This window comes from Simplicispira lacusdiani (genome assembly GCF_003604195.1).
In the GTDB taxonomy this organism is placed as follows: domain Bacteria; phylum Pseudomonadota; class Gammaproteobacteria; order Burkholderiales; family Burkholderiaceae_C; genus Simplicispira; species Simplicispira lacusdiani.
This window is the reverse complement of sequence record NZ_QXGR01000006.1, coordinates 51,816-71,312: the sequence shown is the minus strand read 5'-3', so window position 1 is coordinate 71,312 and position 19,497 is coordinate 51,816. Positions and strand designations below refer to the sequence as shown.

Below are 19,497 nucleotides of genomic sequence, written 5' to 3'. Positions count from 1 at the left end.
ACGGGCCAAAGGGCCCAAAAAACCTCAAAACCCCGGCATTGCCATCGCGTTCATGCGGCGGGGGCCGGCACCGAGTGCAGCAGGACGGGGTGGTTGCCGTAGCCATCCACGCTCTCGATCTGCACGCCAAAGCCCCACAGGCGGGCCACATGCTTGAGCACCTCCTGCGCATCATCGGCCAGCGGGCGGCCCTGGTACTGGGTGTGGCGCAGGGTCAGGCTGCGGTCGCCGCGCAGGTTCACGTTCCAGACCTGGATGTTGGGCTCGCGCGTGCCCAGGTCGTATTGCTGCGAGAGGATCTGGCGCAGGCTGCGGTAGCCGTTCTCGTCGTGGATCTCGCTGACCACCAGTTCGTCCTCGCTGGCGTCGTCATGCAGGGCGAACAGGCGCATCTCGCGCATCAGGTGCGGGCTCAGGTACTGGCCAACGAAGCTCTCGTCCTTGAAGTTGCGCATGGCGTGGTCGAGCGCGGGCAGCCAGGGCGTGCCCGCGATGTCGGGGAACCAGTGCCGGTCTTCGGGCGTGGGGTTCTGGCAGATGCGCTGGATGTCGCGGTACATGGCGAAGCCCAGCGCGTAGGGGTTGATGCCGCTGTAGGCGCGGTGCCCGACCGGGGGCTGGAAGATGACGTTGGTGTGGGAGCCCAGCCACTCGACCATTACCCCGTCGCTGAGGTAGCCCTCGTCGTACAGGGTGTTGAGCAGGGTGTAATGCCAGAAGGTGGCCCAGCCCTCGTTCATGACCTGGCTTTGGCGCTGTGGATAGAAATACTGCGCGATCTTGCGCACGATGCGCACGATCTCGCGCTGCCAGGGTTCGAGCAGCGGCGCGTTCTTCTCGATGAAGTACAGGATGTTCTCCTGCGGCTCTTTCGGGAAGCGGTTGTGCTCCAGCGCCGCGCCGTCCTTGCCGGGGCGCGTGGGCAGGGTGCGCCAGAGTTCGTTGACCTGTTGCTGCGCATAGGCCTCGCGCTGCTCGCGCTCCAGGCGCTCGCGCGCCAGGTTCTTCTTGGAGGGGCGGCGGTAGCGGTCCACGCCGAAGTTGGCCAGCGCGTGGCAGGAGTCCATGAGCCGCTCCACTTCATCGAAGCCATAGCGCTCCTCGCACTGGGCCACGTAGTCCTTGGCGTAGACCAGGTAGTCGATGATGCTGGAGGCGTCCGTCCACATGCGGAACAGGTAGTTGCCCTTGAAGAAGCTGTTGTGTCCGTAGGCGGCATGGGCGATCACCAGCGCCTGCATGGCGGTGGTGTTCTCCTCCATCAGGTAGCTGATGCAGGGGTTGGAGTTGATGACGATCTCGTAGGCCAACCCCATGTGCCCGCGCCGGTAGCGCCGCTCGGTGGCCAGGAACTCCTTGCCGTAGCTCCAGTGCCGGTAGTTCACCGGCATGCCCACGCTGGAATAGGCGTCCATCATCTGCTCGGCGGTGATGATCTCCAGCTGGTTGGGGTAGGTATCGAGGCCGAAGCGCTCGGCGGTGGCGGCGATGGCGGCGTGGTAGCGCTCGATCAGCTCGAACGTCCAGTCGCTCGGGTCGGGCAGCGGCTGCGCCGGGCGCTCGCCGGCAGGCAGGGGCTGCCGGGGCACGGCATGGTGGCGGCGCTCACCCACGGCGGCGGCCTTCCAGGGGTTGTCGTTGATGCGGCGTTCCAGCACCGGATACTGGGCCATGTTCATACCTGCACCCCCTCTTTCTTGAAGAGGTCGCGGAACACGGGATAGATTTCGCCCGGCTCGGAGACCTTGCGCATGGCGAAGTGGGAGAACAGCGGCAGCAACTGGCTGTATTCCTCCCACAGGTTCTGCTCCGCCTCGGCCACCTGGACGTAGGCGAAGTAGCGCACCAAGGGCAGGATGCGGTCCACCAGCAGGTTGCGGCAATTGCCGCTGTCGTTGGTGAAGTTGTCGCCGTCACTGGCCTGGGCGACATAGATATTCCAGTCTCCCGTGGGATAGCGCGCCCGGATGATCTGGTCGAGCAGCACCAGCGCACTGCTGACCACCGTGCCCCCGCTTTCGGTGGAATGGAAGAACTGCTCCTCGCTCACCTCGGCGGCCTGGGTGTGGTGGCGGATGAAGACGATGTCGATCTTCTCGTAGTGCCGCGTGAGGAACAGGTAAAGCAGGATAAAAAAGCGCTTGGCCAGGTCCTTGCGCGCCTGGTCCATGGAGCCCGACACGTCCATCACGCAGAACATCACCGCCTGGCTGTTGGGCACGGGCACCTGGATGCGGGCCCGGAAGCGCAGGTCGATGGGATCGAGGTAGGGGATGCGGCCAAGGCGCTCCTTGAGCGTGTCGATGCGGCGCTGCAGCTCCGCCACCGCCTCGCTGGTGCCATCGTCCTGGGCCAGCAGGGCATCGAGCTGCTCCTGCAGCGCCAGCAGCTCCCGGTGCGGCGCCTTGCCCAGCGCGATGCGCCGGCCCAGCGCCCCGCGCATGGTGCGCAGTACCGCCAGGTTGTTCGGAATGCCGTCCTGGCTGTAGCCGGCGCGGCGCGACTTCCAGAGCGGGTTCTCGCCGATGTGCGTGCGCAGCAGGTGCGGCAGCGCGAGATCCTCGAAGAAGAGCTGCATGAACTCTTCCTTGGTCAGCGTGAAGGTGAAGTCGTCCTCCCCTTCCCCGCTGTCGCTGGCCTGCGAGCCGCGCCCGCTCCCGCCCTGGGGCCGCTGGATGCGGTCGCCGCGCACATGCTCCGCGTTGCCGGGGTGCACCACGTCGCGGATGCCGCCCGGGCCGTGGTGGAACACCGGTTCGCTGATGTCCTTCCGGGGAATGGTGATGCTCTCGGCCTGCTCGATGTCGCGGATGCCGCGCTGCGATACCGCGCGGCGCACGCTCTCCGCGATCTGCTCCTTGAAGCGGCGGACAAAGCGCTCGCGGTTGCCGACGGACTTGTTCTTGCCTGCGAGTCTGCGGTCGATGATCTGCAGTGCCATTTTTCAGCCCTCGTGTGGCCCCGACCCTCTGCCTCCGTTCGTCCCCCGCGCCCGCGCGGGCAGCCGCGCAAGGGCCGCCCCGCCGCGCTGGCTGCGTCCCCCTTCCCGAATGGCGCAGCCATTCGAGAGAAGGGGGAAGGCGCGCAGCGACTCAGGGGGTTGCACCATATCTAACTGCTTTTACGCACGCGCAGGTACCACTCGCACAGCAAGCGCACCTGCTTGGGGGTGTAGCCCTTGTTCACCATGCGGGTGACGAAGTCCTCGTGCTTGCGCGCCTCCTCGGCGCTGGCCTTGGCGTTGAAGCTGATCACCGGGAGCAGCTCCTCCGTGTTCGAGAACATCTTCTTCTCGATCACCAGGCGCAGTTTTTCGTAGCTGGTCCAGCTCGGGTTCTTGCCCTGGTTGTTGGCCCGCGCCCGCAGCACGAAGTTGACGATCTCGTTGCGGAAGTCCTTGGGGTTGGCAATACCGGCGGGCTTCTCGATCTTCTCCAGCTCGGCGTTGAGCGCACCCCGGTCGAACACCTCGCCCGTGTCGGTGTCGCGGTACTCGTTGTCCTGGATCCAGTAGTCGGCGTAGGTGACGTAGCGGTCGAAGATGTTCTGCCCGTACTCGCTGTAGCTCTCCAGGTAGGCGGTCTGGATCTCCTTGCCGATGAACTCGGCATAGCGCGGTGAGAGGAATTCCTTGATGTAGCTGGTGTACTTGGTCTCCAGCTCGGCGGGGAACTGCTCGCGCTCGATCTGCTGCTCCAGCACATACATCAGGTGCACCGGGTTGGCCGCCACCTCGGCGCTGTCGAAATTGAACACCTTGGACAGGATCTTGAACGCGAAGCGCGTGGAGATGCCCGTCATGCCCTCGTCCACGCCGGCATAGTCGCGGTACTCCTGGTAGCTCTTGGCGCGCGGGTCGGTGTCCTTCAGGCTCTCGCCGTCGTACACCTGCATCTTGCTGAAGATGCTGGAGTTCTCCGGCTCCTTCAGCCGCGTGAGGATGGCGAACTGCGACATCATCTTGAGCGTGCCCGGCGCACACACGGCGTTGCCCAGCGACGATTCGCGGATCAGCTTCTCGTAGATGCGGATCTCCTCGCTCACGCGCAGGCAGTACGGTACCTTGACGATGTAGATGCGGTCCAGGAAGGCCTCGTTGTTCTTGTTGTTGCGGAACGCCTTCCATTCGCTCTCGTTGCTGTGCGCCAGCACCACGCCGTCGAACGGGATGGCGCCGAAGCCCTCGGTACCCTTGTAGTTGCCCTCTTGCGTGGCGGTGAGCAGCGGGTGCAGCACCTTGATGGGGGCCTTGAACATCTCCACGAATTCGAGCAAGCCTTGGTTGGCCAGGCACAGGCCGCCGCTGTAGCTGTAGGCGTCGGTGTCGTCCTGGGCGAAGGTTTCGAGCTTGCGGATGTCCACCTTGCCCACCAGACTCGAAATATCCTGATTGTTCTCGTCGCCCGGCTCGGTCTTGGCGATGCCCACCTGCTTGAGGATGCTGGGGTAGCGCTTGACCACGCGGAACTGGCGGATGTCACCGCCGAATTCCTCCAGCCGCTTCACCGCCCAGGGCGACAGCACGCGCTGCAGGTAGCGCCTGGGGATGCCGAACTGCTCTTCCAGCACCGGCCCATCCTCCACCGCATCGAACAAACCCAGCGGCGACTCGTTCACCGGCGAGCCCTTGAGCGCATAAAACGGCACCTTCTGCATCAGGTACTTGAGCCGCTCGGCGATGGAGCTCTTGCCCCCGCCCACTGGGCCCAGCAGGTAGAGGATCTGCTTGCGCTCCTCCAGCCCCTGCGCGGCATGGCGGAAGAAGCTCACCACCTGCTCGATGGAATCCTCCATGCCATAGAACTCGGCGAACGTGGGGTAGCGCTTGATCACCTTGTTGGCGAAGAGGCGCGAGAGGCGCGGATCGTTGCGCGTGTCCACCATCTCGGGCTCGCCGATGGCGGCCAGCATGCGCTGGGCGGCCGTGGCATAGGCCATGGGATCGCGCTTGCACTCGGCGAGGTACTCGTCGACCGACATTTCCTCTTCGCGGCTACGGGCATAGCGCGCGGTGAAACTGCTGATGGCATCCATACGACCTCCTGTGGCGGCACCCCCCGGCGGGCTCGGGTGGTGCCACGGTGTTGCAGTGGGAATCGCTACCGGCTTGGCCCTTTGTAGCACCACGGCCCGCCCTTGAACAGGTATCCGTGGACGCACGCGATGCTTTTTTTCATGGCCTGCACGCACATGGATAGAGCGTGGCACACTGCGCAAAGTTCATGTCTTCGCGCACATCGCTTTCCCCCGTGCCCGGCCGCCACGGGCCGCATGAAGCATGGCTTCAGCGGCCGTGCGACGGGCGCCGGAAGCTATCCTTTCAATAGCTTCACGCAAAACGCCCCCGGCGTGACAGCACCAGGATCGCCGCGCACAGCACCAGCGCGCCAGCCACCTGCGCAACCCCCAGGGCCTCGCCCAGCAGCCAGGCCGCGAGCAGCGCCGCCACGAGCGGCTCCACCAGCGTGCCCACCACCGCCGCGGTCGGTCCCAGGCGCCGTGCGCCCCAGGCGAACGCCACGTAGGCCAGCGCCGTGGTGACCACGCCGGTGTAGCCCGCGCCGAGCCACTGCGCGGCGCCCCGAGGCCAGGTCAGGCCCTGCAGCAACGCCACGGCCGCCGTGCACGCGGCGGCGGCCGCCATGCCCCAGGCCGAGGCCGCCAGGGGCGACACCGCGCGCGGCATGCGCGCATTGCCCAGAACCACCAGCGCATGCGTCACGGCGGCGCCGAGCGACCAGGCCACGCCCGCCCACTGGTCCGCCGGCAGATGCCAGCCGCCCTCAGGCGCCACCAGCAGCCCGGTGCCCAGCAAGGCCAGTGCCAGGCCGCGCAGCAGCCCGGCATCCATGCGCTCATAGCCACGCCAGGCGGCGATGAGCGCCACGAACACCGGCGCGCAGCAGACGGAAATCACCGTGGGCAGCGCCGCGCCCATGAGCGTGATGGCCATGAACCAGCACCCCACGCTCAAGGCCATGGCCACCCCCGTGCCCAGCACCAGGGCGCGCACCCGTCCCGGCCATGGCGGCTGGCGCATCCGCCCCGCATCGCGCGCCGCAGCCGCATGGGCCCAGCCCAGAAGCAGGGGCAGACCCAGCCCGAACCGCGCCAGGGCCAGGCTCGCGGGCGACATGCCGCCCGCCATCAACTGCTGGGCCACCAGGGCGCCACCGCCCCACAGCGCGCCCGCCAGCAACACTCCGCCCCAGGCCAGGGCGGCTTTCGATCTTTCCATGTGAAGTTCTCCCGTGCGGTGCGCGCGGCGGCGCACCCGTGTCCAAGCCGCGCGGCCCCTAGGGGCGCGCGGTCCACCCCGGGCCCGCAGGGCCCGGGCGTTGCCAGCGAGGGCAACGCGGATCAGCGGAAGGAGGGAGGAGAAAGCAGATGCATAAGCCGCCCATGGTAGCAGCGCCCGCGACGACACAGCGCGCTGGCCAAAAAACACATGAAAAACGGCTCTAGCGCTTACCCAAAAAGCGCCAGACGCTACTCTTCCGATAGCAAATCAAGCGCCGTGCGAGGCATGCTTGCCGGCGGGTTCATCCGGCCCGGGCGCGAAGCGTTCCAGCACATGGCGAGTCATGCCCTTGGCGAGTTCCTCCTCGCCGTAGAACACCGTGCCCACGCCGTCCATGCGCAGCATCTGCGATTCGTCCTCGCCGTGGCTGCGCAGCACCACCTCGATGCCCGGATTCAGCGTGCGCGCGGTCTGCACCATCTGGCGCACATGGATCGGGTCGGGCACGGCCACCACCAGCATGGCGGCGTCGGCGATGTGGGCTTGCACCAGCACCACCGGCTCGGCGGCATTGCCCGAGACGGCCACCCGGCCCTGCTTGCGCAGGTCCTCGACCAGCTCACGGTTCTGCTCGGCCACCACGTAGGGAATGCCGCGCTCCTCCAGCGACCGGGCGATGCGGCGCCCCACGCGCCCGTAGCCCACCAGCACCACCTGGCCCTGGAGGTACTTGCGCTCGGTGCTCATGGGCAGTTCGGCGTAGGGGTCGTCGCGCTGCTCCAGGCGGCGTGCCAGCTCGGAGCGCTCCAGGATCCAGCGCCGCACCGGCTCCACCGCCGTGAACAGGAAGGGGTTGAGCGCGATGGAGATCAGCGCGCCGGCCAGCACCAGGCTCATGCCCTGGGGCGGCAGCAGACCCAGCGTGAGCCCCAGGCCCGCCAGGATGAAAGAGAACTCGCCGATCTGCGCCAGGCTGGCGGCCACCGTGAGCGCGGCGTTGAGCGGGTAGCGGAAGGCCAGCACCAGCCCCAGCGCGGCCAGCGACTTGCCCACGATGATGATGGCCAGCACGCCCAGCACCTGCAGCGGCTGTTCGAGCAGCACCTGGGGATCGAACAGCATGCCCACGGCCACGAAGAACAGCACCGAGAACGCGTCGCGCAGCGGCAGAGACTCCTGCGCCGCGCGGTGGCTGAACTCGGACTCGCGCATCACCATGCCGGCGAAGAAGGCGCCCAGCGCGAACGACACGCTGAACAGCCCCGCCGCGCCATAGGCGATGCCGATGGCGCAGGCCACCACCGAGAGCGTGAACAGCTCGCGCGAGCCGGTCTTGGCCACCTGCCACAGCAGCCAGGGCAGCGCGCGGCGGCCGAAAATGAGCATCAGCGCGATGAAGGCCGCCACCTGCAGCAGCGTCTGGCCGATGGTGCGCCACAGCGGCTGGTCCACGGCCTGCGCCCCCGGGGCGCCCAGCACCCCGGCCAGCGGCGGCAGCAGCACGAGCACCAGCACCGTGGCCAGGTCCTCGACCACCAGCCAGCCCACGGCGATGCGGCCGTTCATGGTGTCGAGCAGGCCGCGCACCTCCAGCGCCTTGAGCAGCACCACGGTGCTGGCGCACGAGAGCGAGAGCCCAAACACCAGCCCCTCGCCCCAGCTCCAGCCCCACCACGAGGCCAGCCCCATGCCCAGCACCGTAGCCAGCCCCATCTGCACCACGGCGCCGGGGATGGCGATGCGCTTGACGGCCATGAGGTCGTTGAGCGAGAAATGCAGGCCCACGCCGAACATCAGCAGCATCACGCCGATTTCCGACAGCTGCGCGGCGATGTGCATATCGGCCACGAAACCCGGCGTGGCCGGGCCGATGGCAATGCCCGCGAGCAGGTAGCCCACCAACGCGGGCAGGCGGATGCGTTCGGCGATGAAGCCGAGCACCAGGGCGATGCCGAAGCCCGCGGCCAGCGTGGTGATGAGCGGAATGTTGTGTTCCATGGGCTTCCAATGGTGAGTCCGGACACGACCGGGTGCAACCGTTTCAAAGGGCACCCCAACCTGGGCGCAGGAAGTCAGCCCACGGCCCCAGGATGAAAACCATTCTGGGTGGAATACCGTGGGTTTTGGCTCAGGCCATGCCAAGGCACGGGGCCTGGCAGGGTTTTCAGCTACGTAAAGTGTAGCAAGCGGCGCGCGCTAGCGTTCAGCGGGGCTTCTTCTTCGGGCCCGGACGGGCATTGCCCGTGACGCGCGGCGGCAACCCGGTGTGCTGCGTCAGGGTCTGGCCAGGGCGCGGCGCCTTGGGCGCCATCTTGGCCGCCGGTTGGCCTGCACCGCGCCCGGCGGCTTGCGCCCCGGCCTGGCCCTTGGCGGTGTCGGCGCGCGCCTTGTCCAGCACCATGGTCGGGATCACCAGGTACTTGCCCTTGTCGGCCTTGGAGCATTGCCCCGCCAGCGGCTGGTAGGTGGGGATCAGGTGGTGCTTGCCGTTGCCAATGAGGTCCGCCCGGCCCATGGCCTTGAGGGCGTCCCGCAGCAGCGGCCAGTTGTTCGGATCGTGGTAGCGCAGGAAGGCCTTGTGCAGGCGGCGGCGCTTCTCGCCGCGCACCACGTCGACCTTTTCGCCGCGCTCGTCGCGGTGCACGCCCTTCAGGGTGTTGATGCCGGTGTGGTACATGGCCGTGGCGGTGGCCATGGTGCTGGGGTAGAAGGTTTGCACCTGGTCGGCGCGGAAGCCGTTCTTCTTCAGCCAGATGGCGAGGTTCATCATGTCCTCGTCGCTGGTGCCGGGGTGGGCGGCGATGAAGTACGGGATGAGGAACTGCTTCTTGCCCGCCTCGGCCGTGTACTTCTCGAACATCACCTTGAACTTGTCGTAGTTGCCGATGCCCGGCTTCATCATCTTGGTGAGCGGGCCGGATTCGGTGTGCTCGGGGGCGATCTTCAGGTAGCCGCCCACGTGGTGCTGCACCAGTTCCTTGACGTACTCGGGCGACTGGATGGCCAGGTCGTAGCGCAGGCCCGAGCCGATGAGGATCTTCTTCACGCCCTTGATCTCGCGGCCGCGCTTGTAGATCTTGATGAGCGGGTCGTGGTTGGTGGTGAGGTTCTGGCAGATGCCCGGGTAGACGCAGCTGGGCTTGCGGCAGGCGGCCTCGATCTCGGGCGTGCGGCAGCCCAGGCGGTACATGTTGGCCGTGGGACCGCCCAGGTCGGAGATGGTGCCGGTGAAGCCCTGCACCTTGTCGCGCACATCCTCGATCTCGCGGATGATGGATTCTTCGGAACGGCTCTGGATGATGCGCCCCTCGTGCTCGGTGATCGAGCAGAAGGTGCAGCCGCCAAAGCAGCCGCGCATGATGTTGATCGAGAACCGGATCATCTCCCACGCCGGGATCTTGGTCGCGCCGTCGTGGCGGCCGCGCTCGTCGGCATAGCGCGGGTGCGGACTGCGCGCATACGGCAGGTCGAAGACATAGTCCATCTCGGCCGTGGTCAGCGGGATGGGCGGCGGGTTGAGCCAGACGTCGCGCGCCGTGGCGCCATCGCCGTGCGCCTGCACCATGGCGCGGGCGTTGCCGGGGTTGGTCTCCAGGTGCATCACGCGGTTGGCGTGGGCATAGAGCACGGCGTCGCTGCGCACCTGCTCGTAGCTGGGCAGGCGGATCACGGTGCGGTCCTGCGGCGGCAGCTTGCGCTTGGCGGCCAGGGCCGGGTTGGGCACGAAGTTGAGCTTGTGCGTGTTGGCGTCTTCCGTTTTTGGGCCATTTTGGCCGCCAGCGCCCGCCGGCTGTGCGCCATCAGCTATCGAAACCGTAGTGTTCGGGCCATTGCAGCTGGCGCCCTGGGCCGCCGCCTGCTCGCTCGTGGTCTGGTAGGGGTTGATGTGGTCTTCCACGCGGCCGGGCTGGTCCACGCTGGTGGAGTCGATCTCGAACCAGCCCTCGGGCGAGCTGCGGCGCACGAAGGCGGTGCCGCGCACGTCGGTGATGTTCAGCACGGGCTCACGCGCGGCCAGGCGGTGGGCAATCTCGACGATGGCGCGGTCGGCGTTGCCGTAGAGCAGCAGGTCGCACTTGGCGTCCACCACGATGGAGCGGCGCACCTTGTCGCTCCAGTAGTCGTAGTGGGCGATGCGGCGCAGCGAGCCTTCGATGCCGCCCAGCACGATGGGCACGTCCTTGTAGGCCTCGCGGCAGCGCTGGCTGTAGACCACGGCGGCGCGGTCGGGGCGGCGGTTGCCCTCGGCGCCGGGGGTGTAGGCATCGTCGCTGCGGATCTTGCGGTCGGCCGTGTAGCGGTTGATCATGGAATCCATGTTCCCCGCGGTCACGGCCCAGAACAGGTTGGGCTTGCCCAGTACCTTGAAGGGCTCGGCGCTCTGCCAGTCGGGCTGGGCGATGATGCCCACGCGAAAGCCCTGGGCTTCGAGCAGGCGGCCGATCACGGCCATGCCGAAACTCGGGTGGTCCACATAGGCGTCGCCGGTCACCAGCACGATGTCGCAGCTGTCCCAGCCGAGTTGCTCCATCTCGGCGCGGCTCATGGGCAGGAACGGGGCCGTGCCGAAGCGCTTGGCCCAGAACGGGCGGTAGCTGGTCAGCGGCTTGGCGGCGCGCGGAAACTGGGAAACGTCAACGTAGGCGGTCATGGGGGTGGGCGGCCATGCGGCAACGGCGGCGCTCTTGTGGGGATAACCCTCGATTTTACGACGCACCCCCAAAATCCGCACCCCGGGACACTTGCCCCCACACCGAGCAGGTGTTGTGCGGATTTCGCAAGGGAAAAATGGCCTTTTCGCCCGCCCACAGGGCGCTAAAAGCTACTATTTTGATAGCTATCCGCGTCGACTGGGAAGCCCGATCACCACTCGCCGAGTTCGCGCACGCGCTGGGCCAGGTCGGGCAGCTCTTCCTCCAGCGGCTCCGGCATGGCGGGCGTGGCGCTGGCCTCGACCGGCGCGGCAGCGGCACGGGCCGGCGGCGTGCGCGCGATCAGGCGGCCGAAGACATGGCTGGCCAGGGACTGCTGCAGGGGGGCGGCGAGAGGGATTGCGAGCATGGGAGGGCTTTCCTGGGAAGTGGGGCGTGCACGACAGCGTAGGTGCGCGAAGCAAGGCCCAGTGTAGGAAGACAAGCCGTACAGGCGTGTGACAGAACGCACACCGCGCAGCCTCATGGCGCGGGCACCCCACGCGAAATGTCCGCGGGCGTGATGGAAATCACAACCCGCCGCGCGGCTCAGCCGGCGCCGGCGGGCCGGGCTTGCGCCCGGTACTGCCCCGGCCCCTGCCCCTGCCATTGCTTGAAGGCGTGGTGGAAGGCCGTGGGCTCCTGGTAGCCCAGCAGGTAGCCCACCTCGGCAATGGGCATGGCCGAGGTGGCCAGGTAGTGGCAGGCCAGCTCGTGCCGCGTGGCGTCGAGCAGCGCCTGGTAGGCCACGCCGGCCTCCGCCAGGCGGCGCTGCAGGGTGCGCGTGGACAGGTTCAGGTCGCGCGCCACGTCGGCCAGCTTGACGGCGCCCTGCCCCAGCCGGCCCGAGATGCACTGGCGCACCTGGGCCACGGTGCCGCTCTCGCGCGGGTGGCGCGCCTGCAGCAGCTCGTCGGCATGGCGCTGCAAGAGCGGCAGCAGGGCCTTGTTGGCCTGGGGGATGGGCAGATCCAACAGCGCCGCCGGGAACACGGCGCGGTGCGCCGCGCAGCCCCAGCGCACCCGCGCGCCGCTGGCCTGGGCGATGGCCTGCGCGGTGGCGTCGTCGCGCCGGTGCATGAATTCGAGGCCGAAGCCGGCGATGGGCTGGCCCACCAGCCACTGCGCGCAGGTCTGGATGCCCGAGAACACCGACTCGGCCAGCGCGTCGGCCGCCGGGTGGCCGGCCCAGTCGTTGCGCCAGGCATATTCCACCGTGTCGCCATGCCGCGCGAAGGACGAGCGCCCCAGGTCATGCACCAGCGACTCGAAGCGCAGCACCCGGGCCAGGGCCTCGCCCAGCGTGGGGCAGGCCAGCAGCAGGATGCCGTTGACGCCGTAGGTGGTGGGCTTGACACTTTGCCCCAGGCGCCAGCCGAAGCCCGGCCCGGCATGCGCCAGCGCACGCTGCAGCAGCGCGAGGTAGGCGGCCACGGGCACGTCCTGCTCGCCCGGCGCATCCTGGCCCAGCGCCCGGACCAGGTCCGCCGGTGGCACGCCCTCGGCGTGCGCGGCGTCCCACAGCGTGCGCGCATAGGGGCCCACGACACGCGATGGCGGCACGTTTGGCGTGATCGAACAATCGGTTGGCGGCATTGCGGAATGGCAAATGGGCGGCTCGCGCCTACAGTGGCGCTCAAACACGGGAGTATGCATTCATGCGACGCTGGAACGGCTGGGGCGACGACGCCACCTCGATGAACCTGGGCGAAGGCGCCCGCGCCATGCTGGCAGAACGCCTCGGGCCGGGGCGGCCCGGGCAGGATGCCACGCGCGAGGCCCTGTTGGCGCGCATTCCGGCCTCGCGCCTGCCGGAGCACCCACTGATCGAACGCGGGCCCTCGGCGCGCCTTTCCGTGGCGCTGGGCGAAAGCTACTCCGACTGGATCAAGAAGCGCTTCGGCCACCTGCCCCCGGTGCCCGATGGCGTGGCCTTTCCCGAGTCGGGCGAGCAGGTGCGCGCGCTGCTCGATCTGGCGCACGCCCAGCGCTGGACGGTGATCCCGTTCGCGGGCGGCACCAGCGTGTCGGGCCACCTCGACTGCCCGCTGGGCGAGCGGCCCATCCTCTCGATGAACCTCACGCGCATGAACCGTCTGCTGCACCTGGACAAAACCAGCCAGCTCGCCACCTTCGGCGCGGGCACGCCGGGGCCCCTGGTGGAGTCGCAGTTGCGCGCGCAAGGCTACACCCTGGGGCATTTTCCGCAGTCGTTTGAATACTCCACCGTGGGCGGCTGGGTGGTCACACGCTCCAGCGGCCAGCAGTCGCTGCGCTATGGGCGCATCGAGCAGTTGTTCGCGGGCGGCCGCATGGAGACCCCCGTGGGCCCACTGGTGCTGCCCACCCTGCCTGCCTCCAGCGCGGGGCCCGACCTGCGCGAAATCGTGCTCGGCTCCGAGGGGCGCTTTGGCATCCTCACCGAGGCCACGGTGCGCGTCTCGCCCCTGCCCGGGCACGAGAGCTTCCACGCCCTCTTCCTGCCCGACTGGGACAGCGCCGAGGCCGCCGTGCGCGCGCTGGTGCAGCGGCGCCTGCCGCTGTCGATGCTGCGCCTGTCCAACGCCATCGAGACCGAGACCAACCTGAGCCTCGCCGGCCACGAGCGCCTGATCGCCCTGCTGGAGCGCTACCTGGGTTGGCGCGGCTGCGGCGAGGGCAAGTGCCTGCTGATGCTCGGCGTGACCGCCGACCCCGCCACCGCGCGCCATGCGCTGCGCGAGGCGCGCAAGCTGCTGGGCCGCCACGGCGCCGTCTACATCGGCCCGGCCATGGGCGGCAAATGGGCGGCCAACCGCTTCCGTGGCCCCTACCTGCGCAACACGCTGTGGGACCTGGGCTACAGCGTGGACACCATCGAGACGGCGGTGGACTGGCCCCAGGTCAAGCCGCTGATGCACGCGATGGAGCAGGCCGCGCGCGACGTGTTCGCCACATTCGGCGAGCCGGTGCACGCCTTCACCCACCTCTCGCATGTCTACCCGCAGGGCAGCAGCATCTATGCGCAGTACGTCTGGCCCACGGCGCCGGGCGGTTTCGCGCCCAATTTCGAGCGCTGGAAAAAGCTCAAGATCGCCGTGGCCCGCGCCATCGCCGCGCACGGCGGCACCGTGAGCCACCAGCACGGCGTGGGGCGCGACCATGCCGCGCACCTCGCGGACGAAAAAGGCCCGCTGGGCATGGCGACGCTGGCCGGACTGTGCCGCCAGTTCGACCCGCACGGCATCATGAACCCCGGCAAGCTGCTGCAGGATGGCGGGCCATGGGCGGATTGATGGGCGCCTGCCCCGCGCGCGCCGAGGCGCTGGCCCGGCTCGCGGCGCAGGAATGGGACCTGGCCGTCATCGGCGGCGGCATCACCGGCGCGGGTGTGGCGCAGCAGGCGGCGCGGCTGGGCTGGCGCGTGCTGCTGGTGGAGCAGCGCGACTTCGCCTGGGGCACGTCCAGCCGTTCGTCGAAACTGGTGCACGGCGGTCTGCGCTACCTCAAGGAGGGCGACCTCAAGACCACCCTGCATTCGGTGCGCGAGCGCAACCGCCTGCTGCGCGAGGCCCCGGGCCTGGTGGAACCGCAAAGCTTCCTGTTCGCCGACTGCCCCGGCCGCAAGCCCGGGCGCTGGCTGATGCAGGCCGGACTGGCGGTGTACGACCTCATGGCAGGGCAGCGCGGCCACTTCCATGCCGGCCTGGCCACCACGCAGGCGCTGGCACCGGGCCTGGCGCCACCCGGCCTGCGCGGCGCGCTGGTGTTCCAGGACGCCAAGACCGACGACGCCCGCCTGGTGCTGCGCGTGCTGCAGGAAGCACGGCTGCTGGGCGCCACCACGCTCAACTACCTGGCCGCGCGCGGGCTGCGGCTGGAAAACGGCCGCGTGGCGGGCCTGGAACTGCAGGACGCGCTGGATGGGCGCACCCACACCGTGCGCGCGCGCTGCGTGGTCAACGCCACCGGCGCCTGGGCCGACCGGCTGCGCGCGGGCGTGGGCGGCGCACCCCTGCTGCGCCCGCTGCGCGGCAGCCACCTGCTCGTGCCGTTCTGGCGCCTGCCGGTGGCGCAAAGCATCAGCCTCATGCACCCACGCGACGGCCGCCCGGTCTTCCTCTACCCCTGGGAGGGCGCCACGCTGATCGGCACCACCGACCTGGACCACCCAGGCTCGCTCGATCTTGAGGCCAGCATCACCCCGGCCGAGGTCGGTTACCTCATCGAGGCCGTGAACGACCAGTTTCCCGGTGCCCAGCTCACCCCGAGCGACATCAGCGCCTGCTATGCCGGTGTGCGCCCGGTCATTGATGACGGCCAGAAGAACGCCTCCAAGGCCACGCGCGACCATGTGGTGCGGGACGAATCGGGCCTGGTCACGCTGACCGGCGGCAAGCTCACCACCTTCCGCCTGATGGCGCAGGACGCGCTGGCCCTGGCCGCGCCGCATGTGGGCCAACCCTTCGCGCGCAACGAAACGCCACTGTTCACCCCCGCCGGCCCCCTGAACCCGCGCTGGAGCCCCGCCGTGCGCCAGCGCCTGCTGGCACGCTACGGCAGCCTGGCCGCCCACCTGTGCGCCGATGCGCACGCTGAAGACCTGGAATGCATCCCCGGCACGCAGACGCTGTGGATCGAGCTGCCCCTGGCCGCCCGCCACGAGGCCGTGGAGCACCTGGACGACCTGCTGCTGCGCCGCACGCGGTTGGGGCTGCTGCTGCCGAACGGAGCGCTGGCACTGCTGGAGCGCATCCGCCTGCGGTGCGCGCCCCACCTGGGTTGGAGCGATGCGCGCTGGGATACAGAAATCGCCCGCTACCGCGAACTGGTCGCCGCCCATTACCAGCTACCGGATTTAAACAAAATTAGCCTCTAGCGCTTATCCATTATGCGCAATAAGCTATCAAAAAAATAGCAATCGACTCCAGGAGACCCCATGACCAAGCCCTACCTGCTGGCCATCGACAACGGCACCCAGAGCGTGCGGGCCCTGCTGTTCGATCTGCACGGCAACCTGGTGGACAAGGCACAGGTGCCCATCACCACCTACCAGTCCCCCCAGCCCGGCTGGATGGAGAACGACCCCGAGGCCTTCTGGCAAACGCTCTGCCAGGCCTGCCAGCGCCTGTGGGCCAGCACCTCCGTGCCCAAGGAATCGATTGCGGGCGTGGTCGTCACCACGCAGCGCGGCACCACGGTGTCGCTGGGCGCCGACGGGCAGCCGCTGCGCCCCTCCATGATCTGGCTGGACCAGCGCCGCGCCGAGCTGGCCCCGCGCCTGCCCTGGTGGTGGGAGACGGCGTTTGCCGCCATCGGCATGCGCGATACCGTGCGCCACTTCCAGCGCGAGGCCGAGGCCAACTGGATCGCCCAGCACCAGCCCGATCTGTGGGCGCGCACCGACAAGTTCCTGCTGCTCTCGGGCTACCTGCACTGGCGCCTGGCGGGGCGCATGGTCGATTCAGTGGCCTCGCAGGTCGGATACGTGCCGTTCGACTACAAAAAAGGCCGCTGGGCGCCGCCGCACGACTGGAAATGGCACGCCCTGCCCGTGCGCCCGTCCATGCTGCCCGAGCTGGTGGCTGCGGGCACGGTGATTGGCGCCGTCACGCCGCAAGCCGCGCAGGACACCGGCATCCCCGCCGGGCTGCCCATCGTGGCGGGCGCGGCCGACAAGGCCTGCGAGGTGATCGGCGCGGGCTGCCTCACGCCCGAGATCGCCTGCCTGTCCTACGGCACGGCCGCCACCATCAACACCACTACGCCGCGCTACCTGGAGGCCACGCCCTTCATCCCGCCTTACCAGGCCGCCGTGCCGGGCCACTACAACACCGAGGTGCAGATCACGCGCGGCTTCTGGATGGTGAGCTGGTTCAAGGAGCAGTTCGGCCAGCACGAGCAGCGCCTGGCCGACGAGCGCGGCGTGCCGCCCGAGAGCCTGTTCGACGCCCTGGTGAACGCCGTGCCCCCCGGCGCGCAGGGCCTGATGCTGCAGCCCTTCTGGAACCCCGGCATCAAGGTGCCCGGCCCCGAGGCCAAGGGTGCCGTCATCGGCTTTGGCGACGTGCACACCCGCGCCCACCTGTACCGCGCCATCCTCGAAGGCCTGGCCTACGCGCTGCGCGAGGCCAAGGAGCGCATCGAAAAGCGCGGCGGCGCGCGCATCGAGCGTGTGCGCGTGTCAGGCGGCGGCTCGCAGAGCGACGCGGCCATGCAGATCACCGCCAACATCTTCAACCTGCCCTGCGAGCGCCCGCACCTGTACGAGACCAGCGGCCTGGGCGCGGCCATCATCGCCAGCGTGGGCCTGGGGCTGCACCCCGACTTCGCCACCGCCGTGCGCGCCATGACACGCACCGGCCAGGTGTTCCTGCCCGAGCCGGAGCACGCCCGCACCTACGAGCAGCTCTACCGGCGCGTCTATTGCCGCATGTATGAAAGGTTGCAGCCCCTGTACCGGGACATCCGCGCCATCACCGGCTACCCTTCACAGGACTGAACTCCATCCGGAGCACCGCCATGCAAAAGATACTGATCGCCGCCCTGCTGGCCCTGGGCACCGCCAGCCCCGCGCTCGCCTGGAGCAACCACGCCCTGGCCAGCTACCGCGCCTTCGAGGCCTTGCCCGAGGTGGCCCAGGCCGCGCCCGTGGCCGCCGAACCGCTGGAGGACTTCCTGCGCGCGCAAGCCGCCCCCGTCGAGGCCCTGCTCGCCAGCGAGGACGCCTGGGCACAGGCCCACATCGCGCACTACCCGCCGCTGCCCGCACCGCTGCGCTTCGATGCACAGGTGGCTCGGCAAGGCCCCGAGGCATTGCGCAAGGCCTTCCTGACGGCGCTGCGCGCTTCGCCCGAAAGTCGCCTGGCGCTCTATGTGCAGCCCGATCCCTGGGCGCCGGCCCCGGACCCCGCCGCGCGGCTGGAGCACGACGCCGTCAGCGCCCTGCCCGCCCGCGACAAGGACGGCGGCGGCCATGTCTTCGTGCGCCTGCGCCCGGGCGAGAGCGTGGCGCCCCTGGCCGTGCTGGCCTCGGCCAGCGACGAGCCCGACTACGGCATGGACCTCAACCTCTGGGCGGACAGCCCCTCGGAATGGGGCCCCGCCTACGGCTTCGGCAAGATTCCCTTTGGCAATCCCAACCTGAGCTTCTCCACCCAGGCGCCCTTCCACATGGGCTACCACCACGAATCCCCCGTCATCTACATGGCGGCGGGGTTCTTGAAGCGCACCTACCCGTTGCTGCGCATCCACCAGTACGCCAGCCTGTCCGAACTGGCCTTCCGCACCGGCCACCCCTACTGGGGCTGGCGCTTCGCGGGGCTGGCGCTGCACTACCTGCAGGACCTGACCCAGCCCTACCATGCCAGTCTGGCGCCGGGTTTCTCGGCCGCGCGGCTCATCGGCATCAACCTGCTGGCCACGCTGGGCATGCCCGGCGCGAAGAACGACATGGTGATCCTGCTGTCCAACCGCCACTTCGTGCTGGAGCGCTACGAGAGCCAGATGATCCAGGCCGCCGCCCAGGCCCGCCAGCAGGGCGCCGTGGACCTGGCCCTGCGCGACACCAGCACCGACGCGGGCCACCCCGCCTGGTCCGATGCCTACCCGCGCGACACCGTGGCGCATCAGGCCCATGGACTGGGCACCACGGTGACCAGCCAGATGCTCGCCAGCGTGCCATCGGGCTATGTGGACGACCCCGGCTTCGACTTCGGCGTGCATGCCAAGGACATCGACCTGGTGGCCGAGGTCGCCCGCCAGGGCGACGCGCCCCGCCAGGTGCTGGAATCCACCATCGCCACGCTGATGCGCAACTTTGGCGCGCACAGCCGCAACATGGTGCGGGGCATTCTGGCCAATGCGGCGCCGCGCTGATCGCGCCGCAGCCGTGGGGCCGGAGTAAGCTATCGCCCCCATGCCCCAAACCCTGGCCGCCCCCGCGCACAGCGAACTCATCATCAAGAAAAGCCGCTTCATCGGCTGCGTGCAGCCCATGCCCGACCGCGCCAGCGCCCAGGCGCATGTCGATGCGCTGTGGAAACAGCACCCCGGCGCCGCCCACATCTGCTGGGCGCTGCTGGCGGGCGGCCAGTCCGCCGCCGTGGACGACGGCGAGCCCGGCGGCACGGCTGGCCGCCCCATGCTCGACGTGCTGCGCCACCAGGATCTTGAAGGCGTGCTGGCCACCGTGGTGCGCTACTTCGGCGGCGTCAAGCTGGGCGCGGGCGGCCTGGTGCGCGCCTACACCGACACCGTGGCCCAGGCCCTGCTGACGGCGCCCAAGGTGCCGCTGCAGCGCATGAAAACCCTGCAATGCGTGGTGCCCTACGCCCAGGAAGGCCTGCTGCGCCGCGAGATCGACGCCGCTGGCGCGGAATTGCTGGAGGTGCGGCACGGCAGCCTGGTCACGCTGCGGCTGCGTCTGCCCGAGGCCCAGGCCGCCGCCTTCGTGCAGCGAATCAACGACATCGGCCAGGGCCGCGTGGGCTGGGAAGATCCCCCCGCAGAGGCCCCCTGACGGAATACCCTACAGAAACCGGCGCGCGCGCCGATAACCACGCATCCCCTGCCTGGAGTTGCCCC

General features: G+C 68.9%; 13 protein-coding genes. 5 read left to right on the top strand and 8 right to left on the bottom strand.

Annotation, left to right across the window (positions count from 1 at the left end; all coding sequences use genetic code 11):
• Window positions 1–50: 50 nt before the first annotated feature.
• From D8S75_RS09835 to D8S75_RS09795, 8 genes are all read right to left on the bottom strand, one after another.
• Window positions 51–1,679: a SpoVR family protein gene (locus D8S75_RS09835; protein WP_119966171.1), complete on the bottom strand. Its 1,629-nt coding sequence runs from the start codon at window positions 1,677–1,679 to the stop codon at window positions 51–53.
• Window positions 1,676–2,941, bottom strand: a complete 1,266-nt coding sequence (locus D8S75_RS09830) for a YeaH/YhbH family protein (protein WP_119966170.1) — start codon at window positions 2,939–2,941, stop codon at window positions 1,676–1,678. The genes D8S75_RS09835 and D8S75_RS09830 overlap by 4 nt, the downstream gene beginning before the upstream one ends.
• A gap of 170 nt (window positions 2,942–3,111) precedes the next feature.
• On the bottom strand, window positions 3,112–5,034 hold the full coding sequence (locus tag D8S75_RS09820; RefSeq protein ID WP_119966169.1) for a PrkA family serine protein kinase: 1,923 nt from the start codon (window positions 5,032–5,034) through the stop codon (window positions 3,112–3,114).
• A gap of 295 nt (window positions 5,035–5,329) precedes the next feature.
• Complete coding sequence (locus D8S75_RS09815; RefSeq protein WP_119966168.1) at window positions 5,330–6,238, bottom strand: DMT family transporter; 909 nt, start codon at window positions 6,236–6,238, stop codon at window positions 5,330–5,332.
• A gap of 270 nt (window positions 6,239–6,508) precedes the next feature.
• Window positions 6,509–8,239 carry a cation:proton antiporter domain-containing protein gene (locus D8S75_RS09810; protein ID WP_119966167.1) on the bottom strand — a complete coding sequence of 577 codons (1,731 nt, stop codon included), beginning with the start codon at window positions 8,237–8,239 and terminating at the stop codon, window positions 6,509–6,511.
• A 205-nt stretch (window positions 8,240–8,444) separates the two neighbouring features.
• Window positions 8,445–10,892 carry a YgiQ family radical SAM protein gene (locus D8S75_RS09805; RefSeq protein ID WP_119966166.1) on the bottom strand — a complete coding sequence of 816 codons (2,448 nt, stop codon included), beginning with the start codon at window positions 10,890–10,892 and terminating at the stop codon, window positions 8,445–8,447.
• Window positions 10,893–11,104: 212 nt separating this feature from the next.
• Window positions 11,105–11,302 (bottom strand): hypothetical protein, encoded by a 198-nt coding sequence (locus tag D8S75_RS09800; protein WP_119966165.1) that lies wholly within the window; start codon window positions 11,300–11,302, stop codon window positions 11,105–11,107.
• A 179-nt stretch (window positions 11,303–11,481) separates the two neighbouring features.
• On the bottom strand, window positions 11,482–12,495 hold the full coding sequence (locus tag D8S75_RS09795) for an AraC family transcriptional regulator (RefSeq protein WP_198673178.1): 1,014 nt from the start codon (window positions 12,493–12,495) through the stop codon (window positions 11,482–11,484).
• Between the two features lie 95 nt (window positions 12,496–12,590).
• Here D8S75_RS09795 and D8S75_RS09790 point away from each other — a divergent pair, with 95 nt between their 5' ends.
• The 5 genes from D8S75_RS09790 to D8S75_RS09770 are packed head-to-tail and all read left to right on the top strand — an operon-like array spanning window position 12,591 to window position 19,432.
• A complete protein-coding gene (locus tag D8S75_RS09790; RefSeq protein WP_119966163.1) occupies window positions 12,591–14,207 on the top strand; it encodes an FAD-binding oxidoreductase in 1,617 nt (538 codons plus the stop codon).
• Window positions 14,195–15,790, top strand: a complete 1,596-nt coding sequence (locus D8S75_RS09785; RefSeq protein WP_232829001.1) for a glycerol-3-phosphate dehydrogenase/oxidase — start codon at window positions 14,195–14,197, stop codon at window positions 15,788–15,790. Before D8S75_RS09790 ends, D8S75_RS09785 begins: the two co-directional genes overlap by 13 nt.
• Before the next feature lie 60 nt (window positions 15,791–15,850).
• A complete protein-coding gene (locus D8S75_RS09780; RefSeq protein WP_119966162.1) occupies window positions 15,851–17,413 on the top strand; it encodes an FGGY-family carbohydrate kinase in 1,563 nt (520 codons plus the stop codon).
• Between the two features lie 20 nt (window positions 17,414–17,433).
• A complete protein-coding gene (locus tag D8S75_RS09775; RefSeq protein WP_119966161.1) occupies window positions 17,434–18,789 on the top strand; it encodes a phospholipase C/P1 nuclease family protein in 1,356 nt (451 codons plus the stop codon).
• A gap of 40 nt (window positions 18,790–18,829) precedes the next feature.
• On the top strand, window positions 18,830–19,432 hold the full coding sequence (locus D8S75_RS09770) for an IMPACT family protein (protein WP_119966160.1): 603 nt from the start codon (window positions 18,830–18,832) through the stop codon (window positions 19,430–19,432).
• The last annotated feature ends 65 nt before the right edge of the window (window positions 19,433–19,497 follow it).